General features: G+C 60.5%; 28 protein-coding genes and 1 pseudogene. 12 read left to right on the forward strand and 17 right to left on the reverse strand.

All coding sequences use genetic code 11. From position 1 onward, the window contains the following. Positions 1-285: 285 nt before the first annotated feature. Positions 286-1278: a glycosyltransferase family 2 protein gene (locus tag NKH12_RS24510; RefSeq protein ID WP_352955521.1), complete on the reverse strand. Its 993-nt coding sequence runs from the start codon at positions 1276-1278 to the stop codon at positions 286-288. Between the two features lie 862 nt (positions 1279-2140). Here NKH12_RS24510 and NKH12_RS24515 point away from each other — a divergent pair. Beyond that, positions 2141-2815 (forward strand): protein-L-isoaspartate(D-aspartate) O-methyltransferase, encoded by a 675-nt coding sequence (locus NKH12_RS24515; protein ID WP_352955548.1) that lies wholly within the window; start codon positions 2141-2143, stop codon positions 2813-2815. A gap of 151 nt (positions 2816-2966) precedes the next feature. Here the strand turns inward: NKH12_RS24515 and NKH12_RS24520 are convergent, their stop codons facing one another. Further along, complete coding sequence (locus tag NKH12_RS24520) at positions 2967-3593, reverse strand: CDP-alcohol phosphatidyltransferase family protein (protein ID WP_352955522.1); 627 nt, start codon at positions 3591-3593, stop codon at positions 2967-2969. Positions 3594-3921: 328 nt separating this feature from the next. Between NKH12_RS24520 and NKH12_RS24525 the strand changes: the two genes are divergently transcribed. Continuing rightward, positions 3922-4395, forward strand: a complete 474-nt coding sequence (locus tag NKH12_RS24525; RefSeq protein WP_352955523.1) for a phosphatidylglycerophosphatase A family protein — start codon at positions 3922-3924, stop codon at positions 4393-4395. Positions 4396-4556: 161 nt separating this feature from the next. Here the strand turns inward: NKH12_RS24525 and NKH12_RS24530 are convergent, their stop codons facing one another. From NKH12_RS24530 to NKH12_RS24560, 7 genes are all read right to left on the reverse strand, one after another. Continuing rightward, positions 4557-5249 carry a class II aldolase/adducin family protein gene (locus tag NKH12_RS24530; protein ID WP_352955525.1) on the reverse strand — a complete coding sequence of 231 codons (693 nt, stop codon included), beginning with the start codon at positions 5247-5249 and terminating at the stop codon, positions 4557-4559. Beyond that, complete coding sequence (locus NKH12_RS24535) at positions 5246-6706, reverse strand: FGGY family carbohydrate kinase (protein ID WP_352955526.1); 1461 nt, start codon at positions 6704-6706, stop codon at positions 5246-5248. Before NKH12_RS24535 ends, NKH12_RS24530 begins: the two co-directional genes overlap by 4 nt. Positions 6707-6710: 4 nt before the next feature. Then, entirely contained in the window at positions 6711-7559 is an 849-nt protein-coding gene (locus tag NKH12_RS24540; RefSeq protein ID WP_352955549.1) for a sugar phosphate isomerase/epimerase family protein, read from the reverse strand. Between the two features lie 5 nt (positions 7560-7564). Beyond that, positions 7565-8560: an ABC transporter permease gene (locus NKH12_RS24545; protein WP_352955527.1), complete on the reverse strand. Its 996-nt coding sequence runs from the start codon at positions 8558-8560 to the stop codon at positions 7565-7567. Then, the gene (locus NKH12_RS24550) at positions 8557-9558 is read right to left on the reverse strand and encodes an ABC transporter permease (protein ID WP_352955528.1); all 1002 of its coding nucleotides are present in this window, start codon (positions 9556-9558) and stop codon (positions 8557-8559) included. The genes NKH12_RS24545 and NKH12_RS24550 overlap by 4 nt, the downstream gene beginning before the upstream one ends. Then, entirely contained in the window at positions 9551-11065 is a 1515-nt protein-coding gene (locus tag NKH12_RS24555) for a sugar ABC transporter ATP-binding protein (RefSeq protein ID WP_352955529.1), read from the reverse strand. Before NKH12_RS24555 ends, NKH12_RS24550 begins: the two co-directional genes overlap by 8 nt. 89 nt (positions 11066-11154) lie before the next feature. Next, positions 11155-12144, reverse strand: coding sequence for an autoinducer 2 ABC transporter substrate-binding protein (locus tag NKH12_RS24560; RefSeq protein WP_352955530.1), 990 nt, complete (start codon positions 12142-12144; stop codon positions 11155-11157). 212 nt (positions 12145-12356) lie between these two features. On the opposite strand from NKH12_RS24560, the gene NKH12_RS24565 reads away from it, so the two are divergent. Continuing rightward, entirely contained in the window at positions 12357-13418 is a 1062-nt protein-coding gene (locus NKH12_RS24565) for a LacI family DNA-binding transcriptional regulator (protein WP_352955531.1), read from the forward strand. Positions 13419-13534: 116 nt separating this feature from the next. Here the strand turns inward: NKH12_RS24565 and NKH12_RS24570 are convergent, their stop codons facing one another. After that, positions 13535-14164, reverse strand: a complete 630-nt coding sequence (locus NKH12_RS24570) for a hypothetical protein (RefSeq protein WP_352955534.1) — start codon at positions 14162-14164, stop codon at positions 13535-13537. 385 nt (positions 14165-14549) lie between these two features. Between NKH12_RS24570 and NKH12_RS24575 the strand changes: the two genes are divergently transcribed. Together NKH12_RS24575 and NKH12_RS24580 are read left to right on the forward strand one after the other, a co-directional pair. Next, a complete protein-coding gene (locus tag NKH12_RS24575; RefSeq protein WP_095519840.1) occupies positions 14550-14717 on the forward strand; it encodes a Thivi_2564 family membrane protein in 168 nt (55 codons plus the stop codon). Positions 14718-14936: 219 nt separating this feature from the next. Further along, on the forward strand, positions 14937-16412 hold the full coding sequence (locus NKH12_RS24580; protein ID WP_352955535.1) for an FAD-dependent oxidoreductase: 1476 nt from the start codon (positions 14937-14939) through the stop codon (positions 16410-16412). Between the two features lie 27 nt (positions 16413-16439). Here NKH12_RS24580 and NKH12_RS24585 read toward each other — a convergent pair whose 3' ends face one another. From NKH12_RS24585 to NKH12_RS24605, 5 genes and pseudogenes are all read right to left on the reverse strand, one after another. Then, positions 16440-16904, reverse strand: a complete 465-nt coding sequence (locus NKH12_RS24585) for a YbhB/YbcL family Raf kinase inhibitor-like protein (protein WP_352955536.1) — start codon at positions 16902-16904, stop codon at positions 16440-16442. A gap of 53 nt (positions 16905-16957) precedes the next feature. Beyond that, positions 16958-17394, reverse strand: a pseudogene (locus NKH12_RS24590) (DUF2267 domain-containing protein). A gap of 177 nt (positions 17395-17571) precedes the next feature. Further along, entirely contained in the window at positions 17572-18978 is a 1407-nt protein-coding gene (locus NKH12_RS24595) for a Do family serine endopeptidase (protein WP_352955537.1), read from the reverse strand. A 62-nt stretch (positions 18979-19040) separates the two neighbouring features. Next, positions 19041-19247 carry a sugar phosphorylase gene (locus tag NKH12_RS24600; RefSeq protein WP_352955538.1) on the reverse strand — a complete coding sequence of 69 codons (207 nt, stop codon included), beginning with the start codon at positions 19245-19247 and terminating at the stop codon, positions 19041-19043. Positions 19248-19617: 370 nt separating this feature from the next. Further along, positions 19618-20049 carry a hypothetical protein gene (locus NKH12_RS24605; protein ID WP_352955539.1) on the reverse strand — a complete coding sequence of 144 codons (432 nt, stop codon included), beginning with the start codon at positions 20047-20049 and terminating at the stop codon, positions 19618-19620. A gap of 169 nt (positions 20050-20218) precedes the next feature. Here NKH12_RS24605 and NKH12_RS24610 point away from each other — a divergent pair, with 169 nt between their 5' ends. The 4 genes from NKH12_RS24610 to NKH12_RS24625 all read left to right on the forward strand — a co-directional run bounded on the left by NKH12_RS24610 (position 20219) and on the right by NKH12_RS24625 (position 22722). Further along, entirely contained in the window at positions 20219-20401 is a 183-nt protein-coding gene (locus NKH12_RS24610) for a hypothetical protein (protein ID WP_352955540.1), read from the forward strand. Positions 20402-20409: 8 nt separating this feature from the next. Continuing rightward, complete coding sequence (locus tag NKH12_RS24615; RefSeq protein ID WP_352955541.1) at positions 20410-20631, forward strand: hypothetical protein; 222 nt, start codon at positions 20410-20412, stop codon at positions 20629-20631. A gap of 340 nt (positions 20632-20971) precedes the next feature. After that, positions 20972-21136: a DUF3309 family protein gene (locus NKH12_RS24620; protein ID WP_023799553.1), complete on the forward strand. Its 165-nt coding sequence runs from the start codon at positions 20972-20974 to the stop codon at positions 21134-21136. 167 nt (positions 21137-21303) lie between these two features. Beyond that, positions 21304-22722: a PAS domain-containing HWE histidine kinase family protein gene (locus tag NKH12_RS24625; RefSeq protein ID WP_352955542.1), complete on the forward strand. Its 1419-nt coding sequence runs from the start codon at positions 21304-21306 to the stop codon at positions 22720-22722. A 47-nt stretch (positions 22723-22769) separates the two neighbouring features. On the opposite strand, the gene NKH12_RS24630 is transcribed toward NKH12_RS24625, so the two are convergent. Continuing rightward, complete coding sequence (locus tag NKH12_RS24630) at positions 22770-23018, reverse strand: hypothetical protein (RefSeq protein WP_352955543.1); 249 nt, start codon at positions 23016-23018, stop codon at positions 22770-22772. A 340-nt stretch (positions 23019-23358) separates the two neighbouring features. On the opposite strand from NKH12_RS24630, the gene NKH12_RS24635 reads away from it, so the two are divergent. Further along, positions 23359-23595 carry a hypothetical protein gene (locus NKH12_RS24635; RefSeq protein WP_352955544.1) on the forward strand — a complete coding sequence of 79 codons (237 nt, stop codon included), beginning with the start codon at positions 23359-23361 and terminating at the stop codon, positions 23593-23595. Positions 23596-23893: 298 nt separating this feature from the next. Further along, positions 23894-24310: an HD domain-containing protein gene (locus tag NKH12_RS24640; RefSeq protein ID WP_352955545.1), complete on the forward strand. Its 417-nt coding sequence runs from the start codon at positions 23894-23896 to the stop codon at positions 24308-24310. Positions 24311-24366: 56 nt separating this feature from the next. Here NKH12_RS24640 and NKH12_RS24645 read toward each other — a convergent pair whose 3' ends face one another. After that, positions 24367-24777 (reverse strand): DUF427 domain-containing protein, encoded by a 411-nt coding sequence (locus tag NKH12_RS24645; RefSeq protein ID WP_352955546.1) that lies wholly within the window; start codon positions 24775-24777, stop codon positions 24367-24369. Positions 24778-25093: 316 nt separating this feature from the next. On the opposite strand from NKH12_RS24645, the gene NKH12_RS24650 reads away from it, so the two are divergent. Next, entirely contained in the window at positions 25094-25531 is a 438-nt protein-coding gene (locus NKH12_RS24650) for a CBS domain-containing protein (protein WP_352955547.1), read from the forward strand. Positions 25532-25735: the final 204 nt, after the last annotated feature.

Genomic DNA, 25735 nt, shown 5'->3' on the forward strand with positions numbered 1-25735 from the left:
ATGTTCATTCGGACCCTCCGGTGAGTGCTGAAGCCTGGTAACTCCAGTCTCCCCGGTCCGGTCCGAATGGACAACCTCCCGAAAGCTCACAACTAACTAACTAAATATTGTATTAGAGCGGCGCGCAGTTACACTGTGTCCTATCGAGATGTGATCCGGGTCAAGAGAGTTCTGGTGGCCGCTCGGGTCTGGGCAATGACGTGGTTGCCGCGTGCGCCGCAAAGCCTGGGATCAAGCTTCTTGCTTCACACAGCTCGGGCTCGGCACGCCCGAACAGGGACGCGCTCACCTCTCCAGATAAATCTTTCCATAAAAAGACCGAGACTCGGCGTTTCGCATCCGTTTCACTCGAACCTTGATCCAGCGAGGAACCAGCCCCCGGCAGCAGACGTCGACCGTATGAGGCAGACGTGAAATGGCCGTGCGCGGCTCCAGGACAAAGAGCTTCTTCGACAGGTACCAGGCTGCGGAAGGCCGCCCTTGAATCAAAGCTCTCACGGCAAGCCCATTGATCGTGTCAAGCAGATGGGCATTGAGATCGCTCCCAAATTGCGGATATTTCTCGCGAAACTCGGCTAGGACAATTTCGTACGAACGAAACATCTGCATGACATCGCTCGACATGTTGCCGATCGTCCTCCGGTAACCCACAAGATGTTGGGGCACGACACGAAACTCGTAATTCTCCGCTATTCTGAGGCACATTAGAAGATCTTCGCAGCCTTGTGCGTTCCTCGCCCTCAGGGAAGGATCAAACTTTCCCGCCCGCTCGAATGCGGAGCGACGTACAAGCATCGAACTTCCGTTACCGACAAAGTTGTTTCTGCACATCCGTTGCAGCACGCGACCATCGGCATCGGGCTGGTTGAATGAAAATATCCGACCGTCCTCGTCGATTTCCGCAAACCAACAATATGCCAGGCCAGCTGACGAGCCTCCTTCCTGCAGGACGCGCAGTTGCAGTGCGATTTTGGATGGAGCCCAAAGATCATCCGCGTCCACGAACGCTAGAAACTCCGCATCGGTGGCAGCGGCGCCGCTGTTGCGCGCGTGCGCAACACCCGCATTCGGCTGCTTGAAAAGGCGTATGCGCCGATCTTGCTCGGCATAGGCGGCCACGATTGACGCGGACCGGTCCGTCGACCCATCATCCACTACGATAATGTCCAGTGCCTGGTGGCTCTGCTGGCAGATGCTGGTCAGCGTCGGGAGAATGGTTCTCTCGGCATTGAACATGGGCACCACGACGCCTATCACAGTGGCATTGTGCTGGCTCATCTGCCTTCGTCTTCTCTCACGACGTGGTAAAATGGCACATCAGGGCCGGTAGTTCCATCAGATTTCACTACTTTAGCTGATGATGATTCAACCACGACGGCCGAGCGGCAAGGCAGAGGTCAAACGCGTGGTTCCAGCACGAGGGCAAGGAGATGGTAGCGTGGAACCAAGCTCAAACCTGGGACATGATTTTCACCCAACCTGTGATCCACGAGTTTGGCGATATCTCCGTGCCGACAAAGCTGATCATCGGGGGCCAGGATCGTACAGCCCCGGGGCGGCAATCGCGCCAGTGCCGAGGTCGCGAAGGCGCTCGGCCACCATACAAATCTCGGACGCGCCGCTGCCGCTGCCATTCCGAGCGCGACGCTCGTTGAATTCCCAGAGCTTGGCCATTCACCACAGATAGAGGCCCCCGGCGAGTTCCACTCAGCACTCCTGGAAGCGATAAAGTAGCCGCCTCCGAACTTTGGCTGGATATTTAGGAACTCCGACGTGTAGCTGAGAACCGCCCGGACCGCCCGTCGCGGCATTCCCGCTGCCCGAAGCCATGCAGCAGTCGCAGCATCGCTCAGTGAAACAGGCGTCCACTACTAAACGACAACGCCCCGGTCGAGATCGCCGGCTGCCCACGCAAGTAGGCAATTCAGCCGTTCATCGTTCGATCACCGCGATCTAGACCATACCGTTGTGGCGACATGGCTCCGGATCTCCAGGGCCACCGCCGATCTCAACCAGATGCAGCCAAAATTGCCTCGGTCGCCGCGGGCCACCCGCAACCGGAAACGATGGCGGGCGTTGCTGTGACGAACAGGATATAAGCCTATCTGGCAGCAAGCTGGTTGAGGAAAGCCCCACCGTCATGAAGCCAATGAATGAAGAACACCTCGCAGTTCTACGCAGACACATGGTCGAAATGATTGCAATCCATACCGACCTTGCAAGCGAAGAACTCGGCAAGGCGGCGCTCGATGAACGGGTGATGGCAGCGATGCAGCGGGTGCCGCGCCATTTCTTCGTGCCAAGCTCGGTCGCGCCTTATGCCTACCAGGACATGCCACTGCCGATCGGCTTCGACAAAACCATCTCGCAGCCGTTCATCGTCGCTCTCATAACCGATCTTCTTGCTCTCCAACCGCACGAGGCGGTGCTCGAGATCGGCACCGGCCTGGGCTACCAAACCGCAATCCTTGCGGAACTCGCCGGGCACGTTTGGAGCGTCGAAATCATCGAGGAATTCGCAAGCCACGCCGAGGCGCTCCTGCAGGGCCTCGGTCTCTCCAATGCGAGCATTCGTGTCGGAGACGGGTCTCGCGGCTGGCCCGAGCATGCCCCGTTCGACAAGATCCTAGTCACCGTCGCGGCTGGGCGGGCGCCGCCGGCTTTGCTTGAGCAGCTCAAGCCGGGGGGCCGCCTGGTTCTGCCTGTGGGCCCAGAACAAGGGCAGTTGCTGACGGTCATCGACAAGGATTCGGCAGGGCAACTGAAGACCCGCAAACTCATCCCGGTTCGGTTCAGCCGGCTCGAAACGGTCTGATGAGGGGTGCGGACATCTGGCCCACAGGGTCAGCAACTTCGCTATGGCCAGAGATGACGCAGGCCGCGCGAGGATCGTTTTTTACCCGACTGTGCCCGTGACAGCGCCTCGCGTTTTCCGCCGCCCAAAACCAGAATGGGCTCTCGCCGTCTCACGGCTGCTTCGCGTCCGCTCGTTTGAGCATCGCAAATGCGCGATTGATCCGTTGCAGCGCTGTGGCGTTTGCCAGCAGTGCGTAAAGCGCGAATCCGCCCGAGAGAATCCAGGGCGAAGCGGCGCCGATGGCGATCGCGATTCCGTCGGCGACCAATAGCACGCAAATGAACACCAGCCGTTCCATCCGTTCGAAGAAATCCGGCCACGCCTGATTTTCTATGGGGATTTCGATCGCCGTCCGCGCCTTGGCGTAGCTGGTGAGGATTCCGCCGGCGAACGCGACCATTGAGATCGCCCACAGATCGGCGACCCAGCCTATTGCCGCAAACACGGCAAGTTCCTGATACCGGTCGGCCATGGCATCGAAATAGCCACCGGCCTTGGTGCTCATATGTCTCCGACGGGCGACCGCACCGTCCAGCGCATCGAATGTAAACGCCAACGCGAGGCAAAGGCCAAAGGCAAGGCTTGACTGGTGGTACACATAGGCGGCGCACGACAGGGCGACGAGCACCAGCCCGCCTGATGTAACCTGGTTCGGGGTCATGCCGATCCCGATCAGCGGAGAAGCGGCTTGCTCCCATAGCGGGTCGATACGACGTTTCATGAGACCGGCGATCATGATGACTTGGCTCCTGTGATGATGTCGTTCCGCGAAGCTTAACGGCAAATTGTGGGTTCGTTCCAGCCCGTCGGCGCCGATCGAGGCGCGATGCCCGTTGTGTCCGCTGTCGCAACTCGATCGGCGGTCCAAAGCGCGTCGCGGCTGATTGGATTCATGCGACGCGCTTCAAGTTCTTGTTTTTATGCATGTTCGTTGTCGCAAAAACCGCTGCGCGCCCTCCGGTCAGGCGCGAGGCCATGCGCTTGCGCGACATGCATTGGCGGAAGTAACCGGAAAGACGGATATTACGCATATTCGCAATTCACGGGAAGCCGTCCGAAACGCCATGCGTAAATTTCTGCCCAAGCTTGCTTACCTGCTCGCGACCTCTGCCGGCGCAGGATTATCTCCGCTATGGCCGGGCACGGGCGGCGCGGCTGTTGGAGTGGTTCTTGCCGCGGTGCTGATACCTGCATCGCCTTGGCTGGTAGTGGTTGCCTACATGGCCGTATTCGCCGTGGGAGTATGGGCGTCGTCGCATGTCGTCTCCCGTACCGGAACGGAGGATCCGCAGATCGTCGTCATTGACGAGACCTTCGGTACGGCCGCAACACTTTCCATGCTGCCGCTCGACCCGGTCTGGTGGGCAGCAGGTTTCCTTGCGTTCCGGTTTTTCGATGTCGTCAAACCCTGGCCGATCCGCGCCATGCATGACAAGGTAAGGGGTGGTCTCGGCATCATGTTGGACGACGCGGCTGCGGCTGTGTTCGCCGGGGCGTCGCTGCTCTTGCTGAACGATTTGATCCAACGTTTGTCATAAGGGCGACATTTCAGTCTTCACCTGCCACAGTCGAGCCCAAGGCGGCCAATGGGATAAAACGAGGACGATCGGCAGGCGCCCCTCAGCCTTCGCACAGCCGCCGCCAATCCGCTGCCCACGCGGCCTCAGGCATCTCTCCACAAAAATCTGCCAAAGCAGTGTTAGGCCGCAGCACCGCGCGGTCGCGCCAAATCGTTCGTTCCCTCCGGATCCGGCGCTTGGCCATAGCTCATCTTCTTCATCTGCTCGATCACCCGCGCCATCTCCTCATCGGAAAGGACCGGCGGCTCGCCAAGGGTAAGTGCCTGGACATACATGCGCGAGAGGGTTTCGACCTCGTTCGCCAGCCACAACGCGGCTTCCATGGTCTTGCCGAGCGAAATCTGCCCGTGCTGGCCGAGCAGGCAGGCGAGTCGATCCTTGAGTGCAACCAAGGCATTGTCGGACAAGGCCTGCGTGCCAAAGGTTGCGTATTCCGCGCAGCGGATGGTCGTACCGCCCGCCACTCCTGTCATATAGTGGAAGCTCGGGATCGTCTTGTGATGGCAAGCCAGGGTCGTGGCGTAGAGCGAGTGGCAATGCAGTACGACATTGATCTCCTGCCGCTCCCTCAGAATGTCACGGTGGAAGCGCCACTCCGAGGAGGGCCGTCGGCCGACATAGGTCCCGTCAAAGCCCATCTCGACGATGTCTTCGGGCGTCATCGTTTCGTAGGGCAGCGACGAAGGCGTGATCAGGAAACCGTCGCTGCAGCGCACCGACAGGTTGCCGGCATTGCCCTGGTTGATACCGCTGGAGTTCATCCTGCGGCAAACATCCACCATCTCGCGGCGCAGAGCGCTGTCATCAGTCATCGATTGTTCCTTCTGCTGGTCTTGCCCTGTTGCAAGTTGTTTCGCTTCGCCAGTTCGCGCCACCTTTGTGCATAGGCTGCGAGCGCCGCACGATCGCCAGCAAAGGCGGCCGGCCGGCTGAGTGCGATGGGAGCCGGCGTGTCACGAGTTTCATGTTCGCCAAGTAACGCCGCACCCGAAGCGGTGCCATAGGAGTCGAGGTTGTAGACCGTTTCGGCGTTTGGCCGCAGCGCGGCAACCAACGTGGCGTAGAGCGGATCCCTCAGGAATGTGCCATCCAATGCAACCAACCCGTCTTCGTTCAGCGCATCGATACATTCGGTCGTCAGCAGCGCGGCATAGAGCACTGCGAGCGCCTTGCGCTCAGCAGAGGTTTCTGCAGGCGGCCCTTCAAACCGGCCGCGCCCAGCGCTGCCGGGAAACAGACCGTCATCGTCGCCGAACGACGGCAATGCGAAGGTGCCGCGCTCAATCAACAAGCTGACCAGCGCAGCGTCGGCCGCAGTTTCTTCTTGCCCCTGTCCTGCCACATGACTGAACTCTCGTCCGCCCATGGTCAAAACGCCGCCGACCGGGCGTCCCGTCACGTCGCTGTTCAGCACCATTCCGCGGTTTTCATCGAGTTGGTCGAGAGGTGTCGCCGCGCACATTCCGACAATCCAGGTTCCGGTAGAGATCACGCAGGCGTCGCGCATGCCCGCCGCCTGGTAGCGGTAGAGGTTCAGGCTGCTGTCGTGGCCGCCGGTCAGGACAGACAGCTTTTCCGGTATGCGGTGCCGGCGCGCCAGGTCGTGCCGGATTGGCCCCAACGTCCCCCAGGCCGGATGGAATGGTGGCATGAGGCGCTGCCACCTCTGCCCCGCGACAATGGGCGACCACTGCTTGCGCACATTGTTCCATAGATGCGATTGCGCCGAGAGGATCGTCGTTTCGGCCGATGGTACGCCTGACAGCCGCCAGGCCCAATACTGGGGCAAGCCCAGATACCAACGAGCCTGAGCGACGCGCTCCGGATCAACCTGCTGCATCCAGTACAGCTGGCGCGCCTGGTGGGCGGCCTTCAGCATGATCGAGCTGCCGCGATCGAAGAAATCGCCCGAAAGCGGCGCGTAGCCATCGCGAATTGCAGGTGGCAGGTCCTGCTCATAATCAATCATCGGTAAGGCGCAAGTCTCGTCGGGATCTGCGTTCACCAGAACACCCGCAGAGCCATGTCCAGTGCCGACCACTTTTTCCAACGGATGATGACGGCACAAAGTGGCAAGCGAGCCGAACAGCCAGTCGCTAATGTCCGTGAGATCGTGCTGCCGCCAAGGTGGACCGGGCCGCACTTCGTTATGGACAGAGAGGCTCTCCACGAGCACGCCGTCGAGCGTCATCGCGGAGAGCTTTATGTTGGTCTTGCCGACATCGAAGACGCCGATCCTCGCGCCGTCCGCCTTCTGCCCGTCACCCATCGTCTCAGATCAGACCGTATTGGCGAGCCTTGTTGCGCAGGAACGGCAAGCCATTGCCCATCACTTCCGCCTCGTCCTTGGCGACCGGCCGCCAGACTGAGAGACCGTAGGAGACTTCCGGCGGCATGTTGATGAAGCTTTCCATGGCAAGTCCGCCCTTGAAGCCGATCGCCGCCAGCGTCGCGTAGATCTCGTCCCAAGGGCAGTTGCCTGTGCCTGGTGTGCCGCGATCGCTCTCGGACAAGTGGATATATTTCAGGTGGTCGCGGGCGGCCAGAATGCCATTGGCGGCCCCCTTCTCCTCGATGTTCATGTGGTAGGTGTCGAGATGAACAAAGATGTTGTCGGCCCCGATTTTTTCGACCATCCAGGCGGCCTGCGCGCCGGTGTTGATCAAATGGTTCTCGTAGCGGTTCACCGCCTCGATTCCGAGCTCGATGCCACGCTTCTTGGCGTGCTTGGCGGCGACGGTCAGCACATGCGCGATGTTATCGTATTCCTTTTCCGTCGGGGGCAGGCCGGTGCGTTCGCCGATACCGCCGAAAATCACGCCGGAAAGCGCCAGCGCGCCCATTTCCGCAGTCTTGTCGATCGCCACTTCGAGATGTTCGATGGCGGCATCCGGCCGCACCGAAGCCCAGGCGCGCTCCGGCAGGCCGAGCGAACAAACGGCAGGAAGATTGTGCTTTTCGAGCAAGGCGCGTGTATGTGCGGCATCGACCGCCGGCGCGTTCAGAAGCGCGATCTCGATAAAGTCCATGCCGTATTTGACTGAAGCCGCGATCGCCTTCTCCGCGCCGGACCGGTCCCAGTTCATCGTCCACATCGAGGTGTGGACCCCAAAACCATGCATCTCACTCACCCTCTGTTCGTGTTTAAGAATTTGAGGCGCCCGGCAAGCCAGCGCAGGATCATCACAGCGATCATCAAAATGCCCCACACCGCCGTCGCAAGATGCTGGTTTGCGCCCATCAGATTGAGTCCCGAGGACAGAAGCTGGAGCACGACCAGCGCAACGAAGACCGGGATCACCCGACCGAAGCCGCCGAACGGATTGACCCCGCCGAGAAAGCAGGCAAGCACGGTGATCAGCAGATAAGACTCGCCGTGGCCGACACGCACCGAATTGAAGCGCGCCAGCATGATGATGCCGGCGACCGCGCACATCGCGCCGGACAATGTGTAGACGAGAACCTGCACCTTGCGGGTGTTGATACCGGAATAACGCGTGGCCTCGATGTTGGAGCCGATCATGTAGGTGTTGAAGCCTAGCTTCATGCGCGTCAGCAGGACATGCCAGATCAGCACGCAAGCGATGAAGATGAGCAACGGCACCGGGATGCCAAAGATCGAACCGTAGCCGATCGCCGCGAGGAAGCCGGGAATGCCGGACACGTCGCCGCCGCGCGTCAGGAATTCGCCGAGACCGCGCAGGAAGATCATCATCGACAGCGAGACCAGGATCGGGTGAGCCTTGGTGTAGGCGATGACGAGCCCCATGATCAGCCCACTCAGCGCTCCGACCGCGATGGCCAGGACCGAGCCGAGGACAAAGGCGCCGATGCCCGCGTCGATGCCTCCCTGGCTTTGCAGTACCCAAGCCAGCGTCAGGCCGGCCATGTTGGCCGTGAAGGTGATGGCCAGGTTCAAGCCGCCGGTCAGGATCGGCAGCAGCATGGCAAGTGTGAGAAGGCCAAGTTCCGGCAGCTGGAAGGCAACCGATCCAAAGGTGGCACGGGAGAAGAAGTTCGGCGCGGCAAAGCCGAACACAACCATGACCGCTACGAACGCGGCAAACGGACCTGCAAGTTCGGGGCCGAGCGCGTTGCGGACGCGTTCAATCAAAACCGTCATGAAGGCACCCGTCTGCTTTTCAGGAACGGCAGCAGGCGTTCGATGCTGGTATTCGAAAGGGTGATTGCGGCAAGAATGATGGCACCGACGATCATCTTGAACGCGAAAGGCGACACACCCATCAAATTAAGTCCGTTCTGGGTAATCGAGACCAACAGAACGCCCAGAATGCAGCCGAGCACGCTGCCCTTGCCGCCGCCGAGCCGCGCACCGCCGAGAACCACGGCTGCCAGGACGTCGAGTTCGCGCCCATAAAGGGCGTTCGGCACCACTTCCTGCGCGTAATGCGCTTGGACGAGGCCGGCAATGCCCGCCATCAGGCCCAGCCAGCCGAAGGCGATAAATTGCATGGCACCGATATTGATGCCGAAGCGGCGCGCGCCCTCCGGATTGTCGCCAAATGCGTAGAGCTGGCGCCCAGTGGTGGTGCGCGTGATCAACGCCCAGGTAGCGAACACGCAGATCGCCATAATGAGCACAGGCAGGGTGATCTCCGCCCAGGTCCCGTCGGCCATCTCCCGCTCGAACAGCACGACGCGGGTGGTGAGCCAGTCCGGCAGATTGTAGATCGACACGCCGCCTGTGAAGAACATCAGCAAGCCGAAGAAAATATTGAAGGTCGAAATCGTGGCGACGATCGAGATGATCCTGAACCCGTGGATCAGGAAGGCGTTGATGCAGCCCATCGCGACGCCCAATGCGCCAGCGATGATGAGGCCGATAATCCAATTGCCACCGCCGACCCATCCGAGGACGGTCGCGGTCAGATATTGCACAACGGAGGCAGCGACCGCGAAGGAAATGTCAATGCCGCCGGCAATCAGCACGACGAGCAGGCCGACGGCGAAAATGATGTTGACCGAGCTGGTGTTGAGAAGGTCAAACGCGTTGCCGAGGGTGAAGAACCGGTCTGTGGCAAACGAGAGGAAGACGCAGATCACCGCAATAACGGCAAGCAAAGCCAGTTCCGTCGCGTGGGAGCGGACAAACCTACGCATAGACCGCCTCCTCGATTGCCTGGAGGGTCGTGGCGCCCGGCGCATATTCGCCGACAACGCGTCCCTGAGCCATGTGCAGCACACGGTCCGCGTTGAAATAGACTTCAGGCACCTCGTCCGAGATCAAGATAATGGCGAGGCCGCTGTCCGCCAGCTTGGAAACGATGTCGAAAATGCCGGCGCGCGCGCCGACATCGACGCCGACCGTCGGTGCGTCGAGGATAAGCAGCTTCGGATCGGTCGCCAGCCATTTGGCAATGGCGACACGTTGCTGGTTTCCCCCTGACAGGGTCGAGATCGCGTCGTCCTGCTTTCCGATCCTGACGCCGAGATCCCTTATCCAGCGATTGACCAGAGATCGCTTGCGATCGCTCGAAATGAAACCGCCCGAAAGGATCTTGTCCAGCGACGCGATGACCATGTTATCCGCGATGGCCTGGGGCTGAATGAGGCCGAGCGACAGCCGGTCTTCCGAAAGATAGGCGACGCCGGCGGCGATCGCGTCACGGTTGGAACCGAAGCGAACGGGTTTGCCGTCCAGGACGACAGAGCCCGATTTCGGCTTGCGCATGCCAAACAATGTCAGCGCCAGCTCGGTGCGCCCTGCCCCGAGCAGCCCGGTGATGCCGAGCGTCTCACCGCGCCGGACCGTCAATGACACGTCCTCGAATTCGCCGGGTCGCGACAGTCCCCTAACCTCAAGCCTGACCGGGCTCGTGCTCAAATCGCGATGCAGGACGGAATAGTCGAAGGTCTTGCCGGTCATCAGCTCGGTGATGCGCGATTGGGTCAGGCCTTTGGTTGGATAGACGCCAACCAGGGCGCCGTCGCGCAGCACGGTGACGCGGCTGGAGATTTCGAGAACCTCCGCCAGGCGATGACTGACGAACACAACGGCGACGCCCGACGCCGACAGATTGCGCACAATGTCGAGCAGATAGTCGGTTTCGGATTGGGTGAGCGACGCCGTCGGCTCGTCCATGAAGACGAGCTTCGCCTCGCCGACGAGGGCACGCGCGATTGCTACGATCTGCCGCTGCGCGATGGGAAAATGGTGGAGTGCTAGATCGACATCGAGGGTAACACCAAGACGTTGCAAGGCGTTGATCGCGACACGGCGCATCTCGGCATAATTCACCAGCCGCGGCCAGCGGCCGATGACAGTCTGGAACGCGATGTTCTCGGCGACAGTCATCTCGGGAAACAGGGCGAGGTCCTGCCAGATGACCTGAATTCCGCCGGCCTGCGCCGTAACCGGCGACATATGGGAGTAGCTCTGGCCATCATAGTCGATCACGGCGCCCGCCTCGGGCTTGTACACGCCCGTAATGACCTTGATCAGCGTGCTCTTGCCAGAGCCGTTCTCGCCGGCGAGACAATGCACCTCGCCCGGCAGCACCTCAAAGCTGACATTCTTCAGCGCCTTCACGCCTCCGAACGTCATGTTGACGTTGCGAAGCGACAGCAGCGGCCGTGGTGCGGCGCCATCGAGTGCCTGATCAGCCATCGGGTCTGAAACCTGGATCCAATCGCGTTTGCAATCCTGCGGCCGGGCCCGCCCCAGGCCAGCCCGGCCGCCACTAGCCTTGGGAGGCTTTACAGGCCCATCGCCGCGAGATCGTCGACAGTATCCTTGTTGATGGGGACCAGCTGATCGACGATGATGTTACGGTTTTCGAAATCCGGCTTGACTGTCCCTAGCCCTTCGATCGTATCGCCGTCCTTGATCTCGTTGCCCTTCATGAGATGGTCGGCCAGCGTGACGAAAACCTCGCCCGCCTGCTTCGGATTCCACATGAAGCCGCCGGAGATCGCGTCGCTTTTGATGAGCTTCTGGCCCTGGCCTGGCGAGAATGGCCCGAGCACGAATATTTCGCCCACCTTCCGACGCTCTTCGATTGCGCGGCCAGCACCGATCGGGCCTTGGCTGCCGAAGGCGAGGAAGCCCTTCAAGCCGGGATTGGCGGAGATCAGGTCAAGCGCGGTGCTGCGGCTCTTGTCGACATCCTCGGCGACGCCGTAACGTTCGCCGACAAGTTTCATGTCCGGATGGTTCTTCTTCAGATACTGGATTGCCGCATCGGCCCAGGCATTGTGGAGCGGCACCGTCAGCGAGCCGACGAACACTGCATACTCACCCTTGCCGCCCATCTTTTCCGCCAGGAGTTTGGCGTGAGCCTCGCCGAAGCCGGTCGCGGACGCGAGTTCGAAGTCCCAGTCGGCGCCCTTCTGGCCGGGCGATTCATGCGTGATGACGATGATGCCGGCGTCCTTGGCCTTCTGCAGGACTGGTTCAAGCACTTTCGCATCATTCGGCACGACGCCGATGACCTTGACGCCCTGCGCGATCAGATCCTCGATGGCGCGAACTTGCAGTGCTGGATCAGCGCTGGTCGGGCCGACCATGAATGCGTCGATCCCGAGCTTCTGGCCGCGCTCCTTGATACCCGCCTCCATTGCGTTGAACCACGGAATGCCGCCGATCTTGACGACGACGCCGACCTTGCCGGCCTGCTGTGCCATCGCAGCGAATGATCCGCCAAGCATAAGGGTCGCGGCAAGCGCCGCGATCATGAGCTTTTTCATCTGTACTCCTCCCATAACGTTCCTAGTGGGAACACACTCGAGCCGTCGAACGACGGCGGCCGTTAGAAACCTCCCCGAAAAAGACGGGCACTTCCCCATCGATCGTTCACCGACGATTTGCACTTGCACAATCGATGGTGCAAGAACTATTGTGCATCGAGAACCTTTCGTCAAGCAGAATTTCGCTCTAACAGAATGGGCGGGAGGGCCAGATGGATCAGCAGGTCAAAAAGAAAAAGGCGACGATATATGATCTGTCCGTGCTATCGGGCAGTTCGCCGTCGACCGTGAGTGCCGTGCTGAACGGCACCTGGCGCAAGCGCCGCATCAAGGAAAGTACGGCGCAAACAATTCTCGGCCTCGCCGAACTCCACCAATACACCACCAATCTGCAGGCGCGAGGCTTGCGACGCTCGCGATCGGGCCTGGTCGGCCTGATGCTGCCCGTGCACGACAATCGCTACTTCTCCTCCATGGCGCAGACGTTTGAGGGGCATGTGCGCAGCCGCGGTCAATGCCCGGTCGTGGTTAGCGCCAGCCGCGACCCGCAAGAGGAACGGCGGACCGCCGAGACGCTGATCTCCTATTCAATCGACCAGCTCTTCATCGTCGGCGCCACCGATCCGGACGGCGTCCACGAGGTCTGCGAAGCGGCGGGGCTGAGGCATATCAACATCGACCTGCCGGGAGCGAAGGCGCACTCGGTGATCAGCGACAATTATGAAGGCGCGCGGATGCTGACGGAAGCAATCATCCGCCGCTTCGGCAACGACGATCCTCTGCGGCCGGACCAACTGTTTCTGTTTGGCGGCCGCAACGACCATGCGAGCCGCGAACGCATCGCCGCTTTCCATGCGACCAAAAAGGCACTGCTGGGCGCCGACCCTGAAGACGGTGTGCAATCCTCCGGGTATTCGCCTGATATAACTTTGCGTGCCTTCGAGGCGTTTTACCAACGCCATGGCAAGCTGCCGCGCGCGCTGTTCATCAATTCGTCGATCAATATGGAAGGTCTGCTGCGTTTCATGGCGGGCCGGCCGGCGGAGATGTTTAGTGAGCTTGTCGTCGGTTGCTACGACTATGATCCATTCGGCTCCTTCCTGCCTTTCCCGGTAATCATGGTGCGGCAGAATGTTGAGGCGATGATCACGAAGGCATTCGAGCTGATCGATGGACCGCCGACGGTACCGCAGACCTTTCTGATTGCGCCAGAGTTGATCCAGCCCAGGTCTGCACTGAAAGGGCCGCTGGACACTCTGAAGGATATAGCCTGAGGGTGAATCGGTGCTATAGGGCGATCGTGCCGACCCTCAAGACGGTGTCGCCGTCTTCACCGTGAGCCCAATACGGGGGCACGTGGGCGAAGGCAAAGGACCAACAGCAGCGAGCGTTAGAAGCGATACCGGATCCCCAGAGCATTCGCATTCGAACCCTCTCCCATGTTCCCAAATGTACCATCAGCGCCAGATCTATGGTGGAGTTGGTAGACAAGTTCGACGTTGGGAGCTTGCCTCAATCTGAAAGAAAGCTCCGCACCAACGAAGCCGAGGAATGATGCATCGCCATCGTAGCGGATTTCGCGCTCGCGCTCGATCTCGGTAGGGCCTGTAACGGCACTGAATCCAGCCGTCAGTGCGGGCGCAATCGCCAAATCACCAATGACAAGGCCCTGGTGGCGAAGTCGCGCTCCGGCCCAAAGTTCGCCTGATGTATCGTCGTCTTCGCCAAATCTTATGGCCGCGCCGGTGACGCCGCCAAGAACGAAACCAGCGCCTATATCGACGAGATCGCGACCATATGCGGCTCCGACTATATAACTTTCGGTATAGTCGGCACCAAAAACGTTGATCGTATCCTCGAAGGCCCCGCTCGCAAACACGCCACCAAAGACATAGACATCATTCTTCGTCGGCAGACCCTCTGTGAAAGGATCTTGGGTCGCAAAATAGATAAAGGGAGACTTGTCATCGGCGAGTCCAGAACTGACTGAAGTGCTCAAGATCACCGCAGCCAGCGCCACTTGCAGTCCCCGCATAGACAAGCTCTGAATCAATCCATGCCATCGTTCGCAATTGCGCAGGGAAAAACAAGATACGAATTCGTTTATCGCCAGAATACTTGATGCGGGCCATCATATAGCTCGAACTCTTCTTTAGCCCGCCGCCGGGTTGCAAAGAGTGGTGGATGGCCTTCTCGGTGTGGTTCCGCCCGCGTGCAAGCTAGGTCATCATCCCTTCCAATCGTCTGAAACAGGCGCGACCAAATGTCGGCAAAGCCGGTTTATCGACACCACTAGCCAAGCTGTTCGAATCACTCACTCGGTGCTAGGGCTTGAGCATGCATTGGAATCCTAGACCACGCAACGTGGTGTTGCTGGCGTTGTTTTCTATGCGCAGTGAGGGACAATGGCCGGCACTCCTTTGATCAGTATTCTGATCACTTTCCTTGTAATCGTTCTGGTGCTGTATCTTGTTAACCGGCTGCCGCTTGACGGTCGTACTCGTCAGATTGCCCAGATTATCGTAATCATTATCGGCATTATTTCGTTGCTGAAGTATCTCGCGGTGTTTTAAGCCACAAACGCGATAGGCCGCGGGCTGTCGGCCCGCGCCGACGTGCTGCGGCGCGCAGCGACCACTCCGATCGGGTGACGGGCGGCACCTCGCATCGCCCCGGTGCGCTTGTTCTTCCGGACGGCCAAACAACGACTGAAGACGGTAAACCCGGGAACGTTTTGGCGCCGGTGTGGGTTGTCGATGGAGATGCATCGACACTCATAGGACGCCGGTGAAATGGCCATTCTCTGGGGAAAACCGGGAAGCTGTTGGGTGGCGGCAGCCACCGCTACGAACTATCCCCCGCTCGAGGGCTCGATCCATGCCGATGCCGTTGTCGTGGGCGCCGGGATTGTCGGGCTCACGACGGCGCTTTGCCTTTGCGAGGCCGGTCGGTCGGTGATCGTCGCCGAAGCCCTGCGGACCGGCGGCCAGGTGACCGGCCGCTCGACGGCCAAGATCACGACTCAGCACGCGTTGATCTACCACCATCTCATCGACACCTTCGGCCGGGACTTGGCGCAAGCCTATGCCGATGCGAATTCCGCAGGCGCTGTCCAGATCCGGGAATGGGTTCGCAACTATGCAATCCCCTGCGATCTCGAGAACAAGGACGCCTATACCTACACCTGCGATGCAGGCCGGCGCGCGGAGATCGTGACCGAGGCAGAGGCCGCGCGCCAAGTTGGGCTGGACGCCGATGTTCTGGAGCGCGCGCCGTTGCCTTTCGAAACGGCCGCCGCTCTGCGTTTTTCCGACCAGGCTCAGTTCAATCCGGCGATGTATCTGGTTGGCCTGGCTCAAGCGGTGACGGCCCGTGGCGGACGGATTTTCGAAAACAGCCGCGCGATCTCAATTGGCGAGGCAAGCCGCTGGCGCGTAGTCACCGACAGCGGCACCGTTCACGCCGAGCATGTGGTCGTCGCCACCAACATGACAGTGAAGAGCCCCGTCGGAATGGCGAACCGGACCCAGCCGCGCTGTCACACAGCCATGGCGTTTCGGGTCGATGACCCTCTTGCCGTCGACGGCATGTTCATCGGCATCGACGATCCGACGCATTCCATCCGCATGGGCCGTGATGCCGAAGGCCCGCTGCTGGTCGCGCTCGGTCCCAAGTTCGACACGGGCCAGGACGGCGACGTGGCGAAACGGTTCGTCGAGCTGGAACAATGGGCAAGAATGAGCCTTCCGGTTGGGGACGTTGCGTGGCGCTGGTGTAACGAGGACTATGATACGCCCGATAGAGTTCCGTATGCTGGCGAACCCGATCCGGACAAAGCCTCCGGTTTTCATATCGCCACGGGATTCAACGCTTGGGGTATCACCAATGGAACGGCCGCAGGCGCGATGATCGCGGATTTGATCTGCGCCCGGCCGACCCCATGGCAAAAGCTCTATAATCCAGCGCGGTCTTATCCGGAGGACTTTCATAAAAATGGCCCCAGCCAATCGATTGTCTCAAGCCTCGACGACATCGGGCCCGGCATGGGCGGTGTGATCGTCAGGGGTGACGAAAAGATCGCGGCGTGGAGAGACACTGAAGGGGTGCTCCACCCCGTTTCGGCGACGTGCACCCACAAGGGCTGTACCGTGACCTGGAACAACGCGGACAACACCTGGGATTGTCCTTGCCATGGCTCGATTTTCGCCGCCGACGGTTCGGTCGTCCACGGCCCGGCTCGAAAACCGCTTGCCCCGGCCGCGCTGTAAAAAGGCGGCGACTGACACGGCCCAGCGTTACCGCGCGTAGGTTCCGACCAGCTCGGTCTGCTCCAGCGCATGCTTCTGGGCTTCCTTCCAGACAGACTGCACGCCCGCCTGTCCCGGCACACTGAGGCTCGGCACGTCGAGCGCGGCCAGCCGGAAATGATAATGATGGACGCCATGCCCCACTGGCGGCTGCGGGCCGTCGTAATAGGCATTGCCGAAATCGTTGGTGCCTTGGCGAAGTGCCGACGGACCTGGCTTGCCATCCTGCGCCTCGGCGAGTTCGCTGGCATCGGGCGGAATATTGAACACCGCCCAATGCCCGAAAATCCCGCTCGGCGCATCGGGATCCTGCACGACAAGAACAAGGCTCTTCGCACCGTCCGGAACACCGGACCACTTCAGCGGCGGCGAGACGTTCTGGCCGTCACGGGTATACCTTTCAGGGATTTTCCCGCCCGCCGGGAACGCCGGGCTGATAAGGGTAAGTGGCATTTCTATTTCCTCAAAGAAGCATTACGGCCGAGACCGCCGAGATCTGGCGGTATTCACGCCGCTTGCTGAGTTTCCGCGACGCGCCTGATTTCTGCCGGCAGGGATTCCCAAACCTTGGTCATCTGCCCCTCTCCCACATGGTGAGCGAGCACCTTGGATACGACCCTGAATGCCTCCTTGGAATCGACCGGTCGGGTGAATTCAAGCTCCGCCTTGATTTTGGCGAGGAACTCATCGAGCGACCGCAACTTCTCAGGGGTCTTGGAAGGCTGATACTGGTCGTAATAGGCGCCGCGCACGAGGATCGGCAGCTGCGAGCCGAGGTGGGCTGCAAGGTCTGGTTGCATGCGGTCCCGCAGGGCGCGGAGCACCGCTCCAAGAACATGCTATGCGATCTGCCGATCCGGTCCGATCTCGGCCATGATCCGTCGAGCCAGATGTTTGTGGTCTGCAGCGTCTTGTCGAATACGTCGAGTCCGGTGGCGCTGATCTTTTCAACAGGTTGAATGACTCATTGGATGAAACGGCCTTGGTCGGCTGTTGTTCCCGTCCCAACCCCAAAGGTCGCCTCTCGCGAAAGCTTCTGATCTATTCGGCCAAGCCTTACGCTGGCCAAGCTTTCACTCGCCAAGCTTACACTTACCGCGTTCCCGCCAAGATTGGCCCGTCAAGATTTGGCCATGGCAACGGCAACGAAAAGCGATTGCCCCTGCCTGCTGATGCGGAACAATATGGGCTTGTTCTGCTGGCGCGATTTCGTCCACTCCTCTTGGATATCCGACGGCTGCGTCACATTCCGGTTGTTGGCCGAGACGATCACATCGCCGGGCTGCAAGCCGTTCTCGGCGGCGAGGCTGTTGGGAGCCACTTCTTGCACGAATACGCCTGTGGCGTCCGGCTGGAGTCCGAGCTGCTGGCGAGCCTCATCCGGGATTGGGCTGAGCGATAATCCAAGACGCGTGTCGGCCGTTTCCGACTTTGGAACGGCGCCGGTCTGTTGCTCCTCATCATCGCGCTGTCCGATCGTTAGAGCTATTTCCTGTTGGCTGCCCCCGCGGTTCCTTGTCAGCCTCGTTTTTGTCCCCGGCTTTTGGCTGGCAGCCGCGAGCGTCAAATCGTGCACGCTCTGGATGTCCTTGCCGTTAAAGCGAGTAATCACGTCTCCCGCCTGGATGCCCGCCTGCTCTGCCGGACTGCCGGGTTCGACCGAAGCGACCAGCGCTCCCTTGCTGCTGGCTATTCCAAGCGCCTCGGCAATCGACGGCGTGATCTCCTGGAGACGCACCCCGATGAAACCGCGCTCGATCCGGCCAGTGCGGATCAACTGGTCGACAATGTTGCGGGCGGTGCGGGATGGTACGGCAAAGCCAATTCCTATGCTGCCACCTGTGGGAGATACGATGGCCGTGTTGACCCCGATCACTTCGCCGCGCGCATTGAACAGGGGGCCGCCGGAATTGCCGCGATTGATTGAGGCGTCCGTCTGGAGAAAGTCGTCGTAAGGACCGGCATTGATGTCGCGCGAACGGGCCGAAAGCACGCCGACGGTGACGGTCCCACCGAGCCCGAACGGACTGCCAATGGCGATCGTCCATGCGCCGGGTTGTACTGCATCGGAGTCACCCCAGGCGGTCGCAGTCATATTGGGACGTGGCTCGATCTTCAGCACAGCGAGGTCGGTTGCCGGATCCCGGCCGACGAGCCGCGCAGGCAACGTCTCCTTGTCGGAGAATACGACATGGATTTCGCTTGCATCGGCAACGACATGGTTGTTGGTGACGATGTACCCATCGGGGCTGATGACAAAGCCGGAGCCAAGAGCCTCTCGCACCTGTGGTTGAGCCGGTCCCAGGCCGCGGCCACCGAAAGGACTAAAAAAGTCGTCCAGCGTCGCCTGGTCCTGGATGATCTGACGGGTGGTTATTGCGACCACGGCCGGAATTTTCTCGCGCACGATCGCCGTGAAGTCGTTTGGGATTTCCTGGGCTGCGAGCGGAGCAAACCCGCCGGCCGAGAGCATCAGAGTTCCGGCGATCAGGCCGGCGCACAGTCTTTTGTTCAATACCGGAATCATGGTCTGCGGCTCCTCCAGCGTTCAGTGATCAAGCATGCGACGGCTCCAGCATGAGCCGGGGCTCACCAGCGGATTACAACGACCTTGTCGTTCCCGTTGGCGAGTTCGACAGCTTCGGTTCCGTCCGGTTTGCGGCTTTCGATCCGGGCGCTTTCTATTGTTTCTATGCCAGCGATATTGGCTGCGAAGGCCTCGTCAATCTCGGCGGCACAGACCAGAGTATCCCGTGGCATATCCTTCACTTGGTCCATCAACTCGCGAAGCTTCATGGCGAACCTCCTTGGCATGGCCAGGCCCGGATTCTTTGGCCGCACATCCAACCATGTCCCTCAAAAAAGGTTCCCCAACGACATCTGTGAGCATGTCACAAGGAGGAGATTTGCGGGAATGTCACAGACGTCTCTGCAAAAAGGTTTCTCGTAGACCCCTGGCGCGCAGCAGGCTACAATCCCGTCGACTACAAGACACGTTAGGGTTGCTCTTCGACAAGGAGACCCGCCGGGCAAGCATGAGGTCTTCACCCAGCCGCCCGGAATGCAGGGCGTCGGCTCAATCATCCGCTACGGTGCCGGCGACGCCACCAGCATTGGCGGCCGTCACGAGACGATCACGACTTGTCGTCGCCGTTCTGCGCTGGCCTTAATGCACAAACCTTGCCCTCAGCCAAGCCAGAAGTCTGTTGCCGGTAATTGTCCGGCGAACTCTGGCGGCAGCCCATCGCGCTTGCATCGTAGCACCGACGTGGCAGTGACAGACGATGTTGTGCAACTGCCAGTCGCTTAGCTCGAAGAAGCGCTTTGCCTCACCGTAGGTGTCATCTTTCAGACCCATGGCGCGCAACACCGGATCCTCATAGGCAACGGTGATCGGCGACCCCGCGCCACGCGCTACGGCACGGGCTTCAGGACTGAGATATTCGGTGCCTGAAAGCGCTCCGAGGCAACGCCGCGGATTTTGCTCGAGAAGCTTTGCCCAACGCTCGATCCGCTGCGTCCGAGACATGGTCGGGTATGTCGCCGAGGGCTCAACTGTTGCAATTGTCTGCAGTTGGTCGAGTGTTTGGTGTTTCATGGTCGGCTCCTTTCGATAGGTCGAAACGCCCACGCCCTGACAAAAGATTATTGCGCTGCGACGCGCCGACAAGGCCGGAATTGGCAATGTTAGGAGTTTGCCCCTCGCACGGTTCGTATCAGGAACCTTCTCGGGGGCCTGCTTGTTTGGCTAGTGAAAGGAGAACGTCATGAGCACAAAACCACCACCCGTCCCGGCAGAGAACCAGAGCCCTAAGGGTCCCGGCGATAAGAAGTCGGCTCCTGTCGACCAAACGCAGCACGGCCATTCCGCCCCAAATCCCGACAAACAGGGCCAGCAGGGCAACACGAAGGTCAACACGACCCATCAAGGCCACCAGCAGGACCGTTAGGTGATTTCATGTCAACGTCGAAGAAGACCCGCGCCAGCATTCGCCGTGGCGGTCCTGGCGCATCGCACGAAAATGCCAAGGAGCCGCTGGTGATAGAAAAGCCGCCAGCCGATTCCGATCTGCGCAGCCGCAGCAAGATCTCAGGCGGCGGAGGTGAACGCGACAGCCACCATACTCATGACCCCGAAAAGAAGGGTGGCGGCACCCGACCGGCACACAAAGGGAGGTGAATGGTTGTTCACGTCTACGTTGAAGCCTGCGGTGTGGCGCCTCACCACCGCGGCAGTGGCTGCGGGCTTTTTCGGCCGACCGTCGCAACTTCGGACCGCGCCACGCATTCTTGCTGTGATCGCCTGTCCCTCCAGGCGGTCCGAGGCTGAAAAAGCCTGTTGCCCGCTGGCTCCCGGCCGGCGGGCTTTCTTGTGAGCCCACCGGCTTTTCCCGCTGGACGAGCGACAACGATGCTACTTCCGGTGGAACAGGATGCTCCTCTGGGAGTTCATACCGTCATCAACAGGCGCGTGGACGTGCCCTTGTATGGTGCGGCAGCGCAAGAATGGGAGAACCACCATGAGCCTCGGAACCATACTCATCATCATTCTGATCCTTATCTTGCTTGGCGGGTTCAGCGGACTGGGTGGTGGACCGTTCTACGGCACCGGCTATTATGGTGGCGGCGGCCTCGGTCTCGTGCTGCTCATCGTCATTATCCTGGTCCTTCTCGGACGCATTTAGTGCCCGCACGATCAGTCCCGACAACTTGGCCGGGTGATCCTGTGTCGGTTAGTCCACGAAGCGCCGTGGCTGGCGGCAAAACGGGAGACGTGATAATCGCAAAAGGGGACCGAAATCGCTCAAGTGCATTATAGCCGCTCAGAAATCCACGAGAATGGCGACCACACGTGAACTTCGTTGAACAAGCCGATATCGGCCTCGGAGTCCCGGGGATTCCGACTGCCGATCTGATGCAGGCACTGCCCGTCGCCATCTACACCGTCGACGAACAGGGACACATCACCTTCTTCAACGAAGCCGCAGCTGAGCTCTGGGGCCATCGTCCTGTTGTCGGTCGGGACCTATGGTGCGGTTCGTGGAAGCTTCGTCATCCCGACGGTCGGGATATGGCACATGGCGAGTGTCCGATGGCCGTGGCGCTGCGCGAAGGACGGGATGTCTCATGGGACCAGGCGATTGCGGAGCGGCCGGATGGCGAGCTCGTCCCATTCAGGGCTCACCCCCGCCTGCTTCGCGACGGAGCGGGCAATGTTGTCGGTGCCATAAACACACTGCTCGACCTGCGCACGCAGACGCTGGGGGATGAAGCCCGCATGCGTCTTGCCGCCATCGTCGAGTCGTCGATGGACGCCATCATCTCGAAGGACATGAACGGCATCATCACCAGCTGGAACGATGCGGCAGAACGTCTGTTCGGCTACACGCCTGCCGAGGCGATCGGCCGGCCGGTGACGATGCTCATTCCGCCCGATCGTCTCGACGAGGAAGTCTCGATCATCAGCCGCATCCGGGCCGGCGAACGCGTTCCCTCCTATGAGACAATGCGCCTGCGCAGGGACGGCACGCTCGTTGCGGTCTCGCTCACCGTCTCGCCGATTCGCGACACCATTGGCCGGGTCGTCGGCGCCTCCAAGATTGCGCGCGACATCAGTTCCCACAAGGAGAACGAACGGCGCATCCGACTGCTCATGCGCGAGGTCAATCATCGGGTGAAGAACCAGTTCTCGGTCATCATCTCGATGATCCGCGAGACCAGCAGGCTGACGAGCACACCTAAGGCTTTCCTGGGGCAGGTCCGGGAGCGCATCATGGCGCTTTCGGAATCCCATGATCTCCTGGTCAATGCCGAGTGGCGCGGCGCGACGGTCGGCGAGCTCATCCAGGCACAGCTCAAGGCCTTTGCAGCGCAGTCCCGTGTGTCGATGGCCGGGCAGATGCTGATGCTGCAGCCGAATGCCGTGCAGTATCTCGGGATAGCCTTTCATGAACTCGCCACCAATTCGGCAAAACATGGAGCGCTGTCCTGCAGCGGCGGACGCGTCGAAATCGATTGGAATGTGGTCCCTGCCGGCGACGGCGCCGACACCTTCCGCTTGGTCTGGCGTGAGTTGGACGGGCCGATTCTGGACGCTGTCAGGGGGCGCGGTTTTGGAGTCGTCGTCCTCGAGCGAGTGGCGCCGCAGGCTCTCAGCGGCAGCGGGCGGCTGGAGTTCCATGAGCAAGGCGTCACCTGGACGCTTGAGGCGCCGCTGCATTTCGTCCAGGCGTCAGTGGCGGATAACGCGGCCGACTGGAAGCGCCCGTGAAGCTGAACCCTTTCCCGCCGACCGACTGTGCTGACGCTCGGCCGGACCTATTGCGTTCGGTCCGGCTGACGAAGATAGAGCGAAACAGCCCTGTCCTCCAGAACATCGAGGTTGCCTCTCCCAGGCAAAGCATCGCGATGAGCTGAGAGCCGATAAACGTTGCCTAATTCAAAGACGGTCAAGCTGTCGAATTCCATGGCCGCCCCGTAGAACTGGGCCGCTTGCAGCACCAGGCATTCGAGGTCTTCAAGCGCAACGTTTTCTGCGAGGTTTCGCAGCCGCACGGTCTCAGCCACCGCAGTGACATTGACTATCCCCTTGCACCGGGCGGCTGCCCACACTTGCCGGTCAACGTCGTGACACAAACGAACCGAATACCCGTCTCTCATGGAGAAGTCTCTTGTCAGGGGCGGTTGTCCCTCGGGATCAGCATGTGCCATATCGGCTCGAATAACAAGCTGAATTCATAAGATTACCCGTAAAATCAATAAGTTAATATATCACGCAGCTACGCAATCGACCCCTCACATTAACTCTGAGCCTTTCACGCCAACGGCTTATTGACCGACCTTGACGCTCATCCAGCCTTTTCCTAACTCTTAGCTAAATACTAACTTTGAGTGGCTGGAGGCAGAAATGGCCGAACTGGAAAGACCCGAACGACTGCAGATCATGCTGACTGCTGATGAATTGGCTGCATTGGAAAACTGGCGCTTCGAAAGACGCATGCCAAGCCGATCGGCGGCCGTGAGAGAGTTGCTGCGGCGCGGTCTCCATGCCGACGGATTTTTGACGGCGGCACAAGGTGCCAAGTCACAGGATTTTGGAATTCTGCCCAATTCCGGGATTGTTAATGGGCCGTCTCGCGACTAGCCGTCTCGCCAGATATGGTCGATCTCAAAAGCGGCTAAAGGCAGCCCGACGGAGGTATCGGGCGGCCGATCTATTCGTCCTTGGCTCGCCGATGTGGCTGGGCCAGCATTCGAGCGTGGGCCAAGAGTCCTGGAGTGGATGGACGCCTTGTACCGGAGCCTTGCCCGCGCTCTGGAACTTCAGCCAATCGTCGCGCGTTCGGTGACACGGGCTACCACGCCACATGCTTTCTTGAGGCATGCGTGCATCGGAGCAAAGGCCGGTTGCATCAACACACAGGCCAGCAAGGGTCGAAGCAGTGAGCGTGCTTTACCGCGCGGCAAAAATCGCCGAACAAGCTCATGCCGGACAGACGGACAAGACCGGACGGCCCTATATCGAACATTGCCGCCGGGTCGTTGACGCTGTCGAAACCCTCGACCAAAAGGCCGTTGCCTACCTTCACGACGTTCTTGAGAAAAGCGACGGTTGGGATCGCGATCGGCTTGAGGCGGCTGGTTTTGGAACATCCATCGTGTCGGCAGTCGATGCCATGACACGCAGGCCGGACGAAGACGACCTCACTTTCGTGCGCAGAGCAGCATCCAACCCATTGGCGCTGCCCGTCAAGCGCGCAGATCTCGTCGACAATCTGTGGCAGGCAAGGCAGATTGGCGCGCCGACGTCGAGATACGAAGACGGACTGCGGGTCCTCGACGAAAAATTCTCCCAATGAGGGAAAGGTTGCCGCTTTTGACGTGATCAGCCGATGTGGGACTTTCAAGCGACGCTCTATTCGGGGATGTGAGGCGTGTGTCGCTTATCCTCGGCAGGATCGGCATCGATCCGCGCCTTGTCGGGATCGAACGCGCCATGGCGGGCGATGGCCATTGCCGGCGTGTCGGGCGTCTCGTATGCCCACATGAAGTCGTCAGCCGCTCCGCCGACCGCGTGGACCCGCCAGTAACTCGCCGTGCCCTTCAGCGGGGACTGCGTTGTGGTGTTCGTCCTCTCCAGCAGGTCGAAATAGATATCCTCGAAGGGGATATAGAAGACTGGATCGTGCCCATCTTCATGGAGCACCTTTGCCCGCTCGGTTGAGGCAATAATCGCGTCTGAGAACCTGACCGTCACAGTTCCATTGAACGGGGTGATTGTGAGCGCGCCGGGGTGGCGGGCGGAATTTGCGGCTAAGGACTGCATTCGACTTCTCCGTTGGCTGGAGTTGTCTCCTGGAACGTCGTATCGCCCATCGGGGTTCCAGCTTGGCCGGTCGTTGGCGTTTGTCGCTGCCGCGGCAGTTAGCCATGGCGCGGTGGAGCGCGGCCGTAGGTGGTTCGACTTCGCGTCAAAGATCTACCGCAAGCTTCCCACAACGCAGGCTTTCCCAGCCTTCCGGCTGCAGGTGAAAAACCTCCTGCGGGGCATTCAGATTCGAGGGAACGTTACCGCCGAAGAGTTCGTTTCCTAGGTCAACACCAAAACCGGCGGCGGGCTTCGCAAATGAAGGGAGATTGCCATGAAAGTCGGCAACTGCATGACGAGGAATGTCCAGGTCGCGAACCCCGAACAGTCCATTCGCGAAGTAGCGCAGATCATGGGCAAGCTTGACGCCGGAGCGATGCCGGTGGGCGACCACGACCGGCTGGTCGGGATGATCACCGATCGTGATATCGCGAGCCGCGGCGTAGCATTGGGTATGGGACCTGACACCAAGGTGCGTGATGTCATGAGCCCGGAGGTCAAATATTGCTTCGATGACGAAGACGTCGAGCATGTGCTTGAGAACATAGGCGACCTGCAGGTGCGTCGTCTTCCGGTTCTGAACCGCGACAAGAGGGTCGTCGGCATCATCTCTCTTGGCGATCTCGCGACGAATGGCGAGGCGGCAGAAGCAGGCGAGGCTTTAAGCGACATCTCGAAGCCGGGCGGCGAGCATTCGCAGGCTGCTCACTGAGTGAGGCGGCGACACGGCAGTGACAAGTCAACGCATCTTATCTGGCGGTGGGGGGGGGGGGGGGGGGGGGGCGCGGGCGCGGGGGGGCGGCGGGGGGGGGGGGCCGCGGGCGGGGGGGGGGGGGGGGCGGGGGGCGGGGGAGGGGGGGGGGGGGGGGGGGGCGGGGCGGGCGGGGGGGGGGGGGGGGGCGGCGGGGGGCGCGCG

The organism is Mesorhizobium sp. M1322 (assembly GCF_040318085.1).
In the GTDB taxonomy this organism is placed as follows: Bacteria; Pseudomonadota; Alphaproteobacteria; order Rhizobiales; family Rhizobiaceae; genus Mesorhizobium.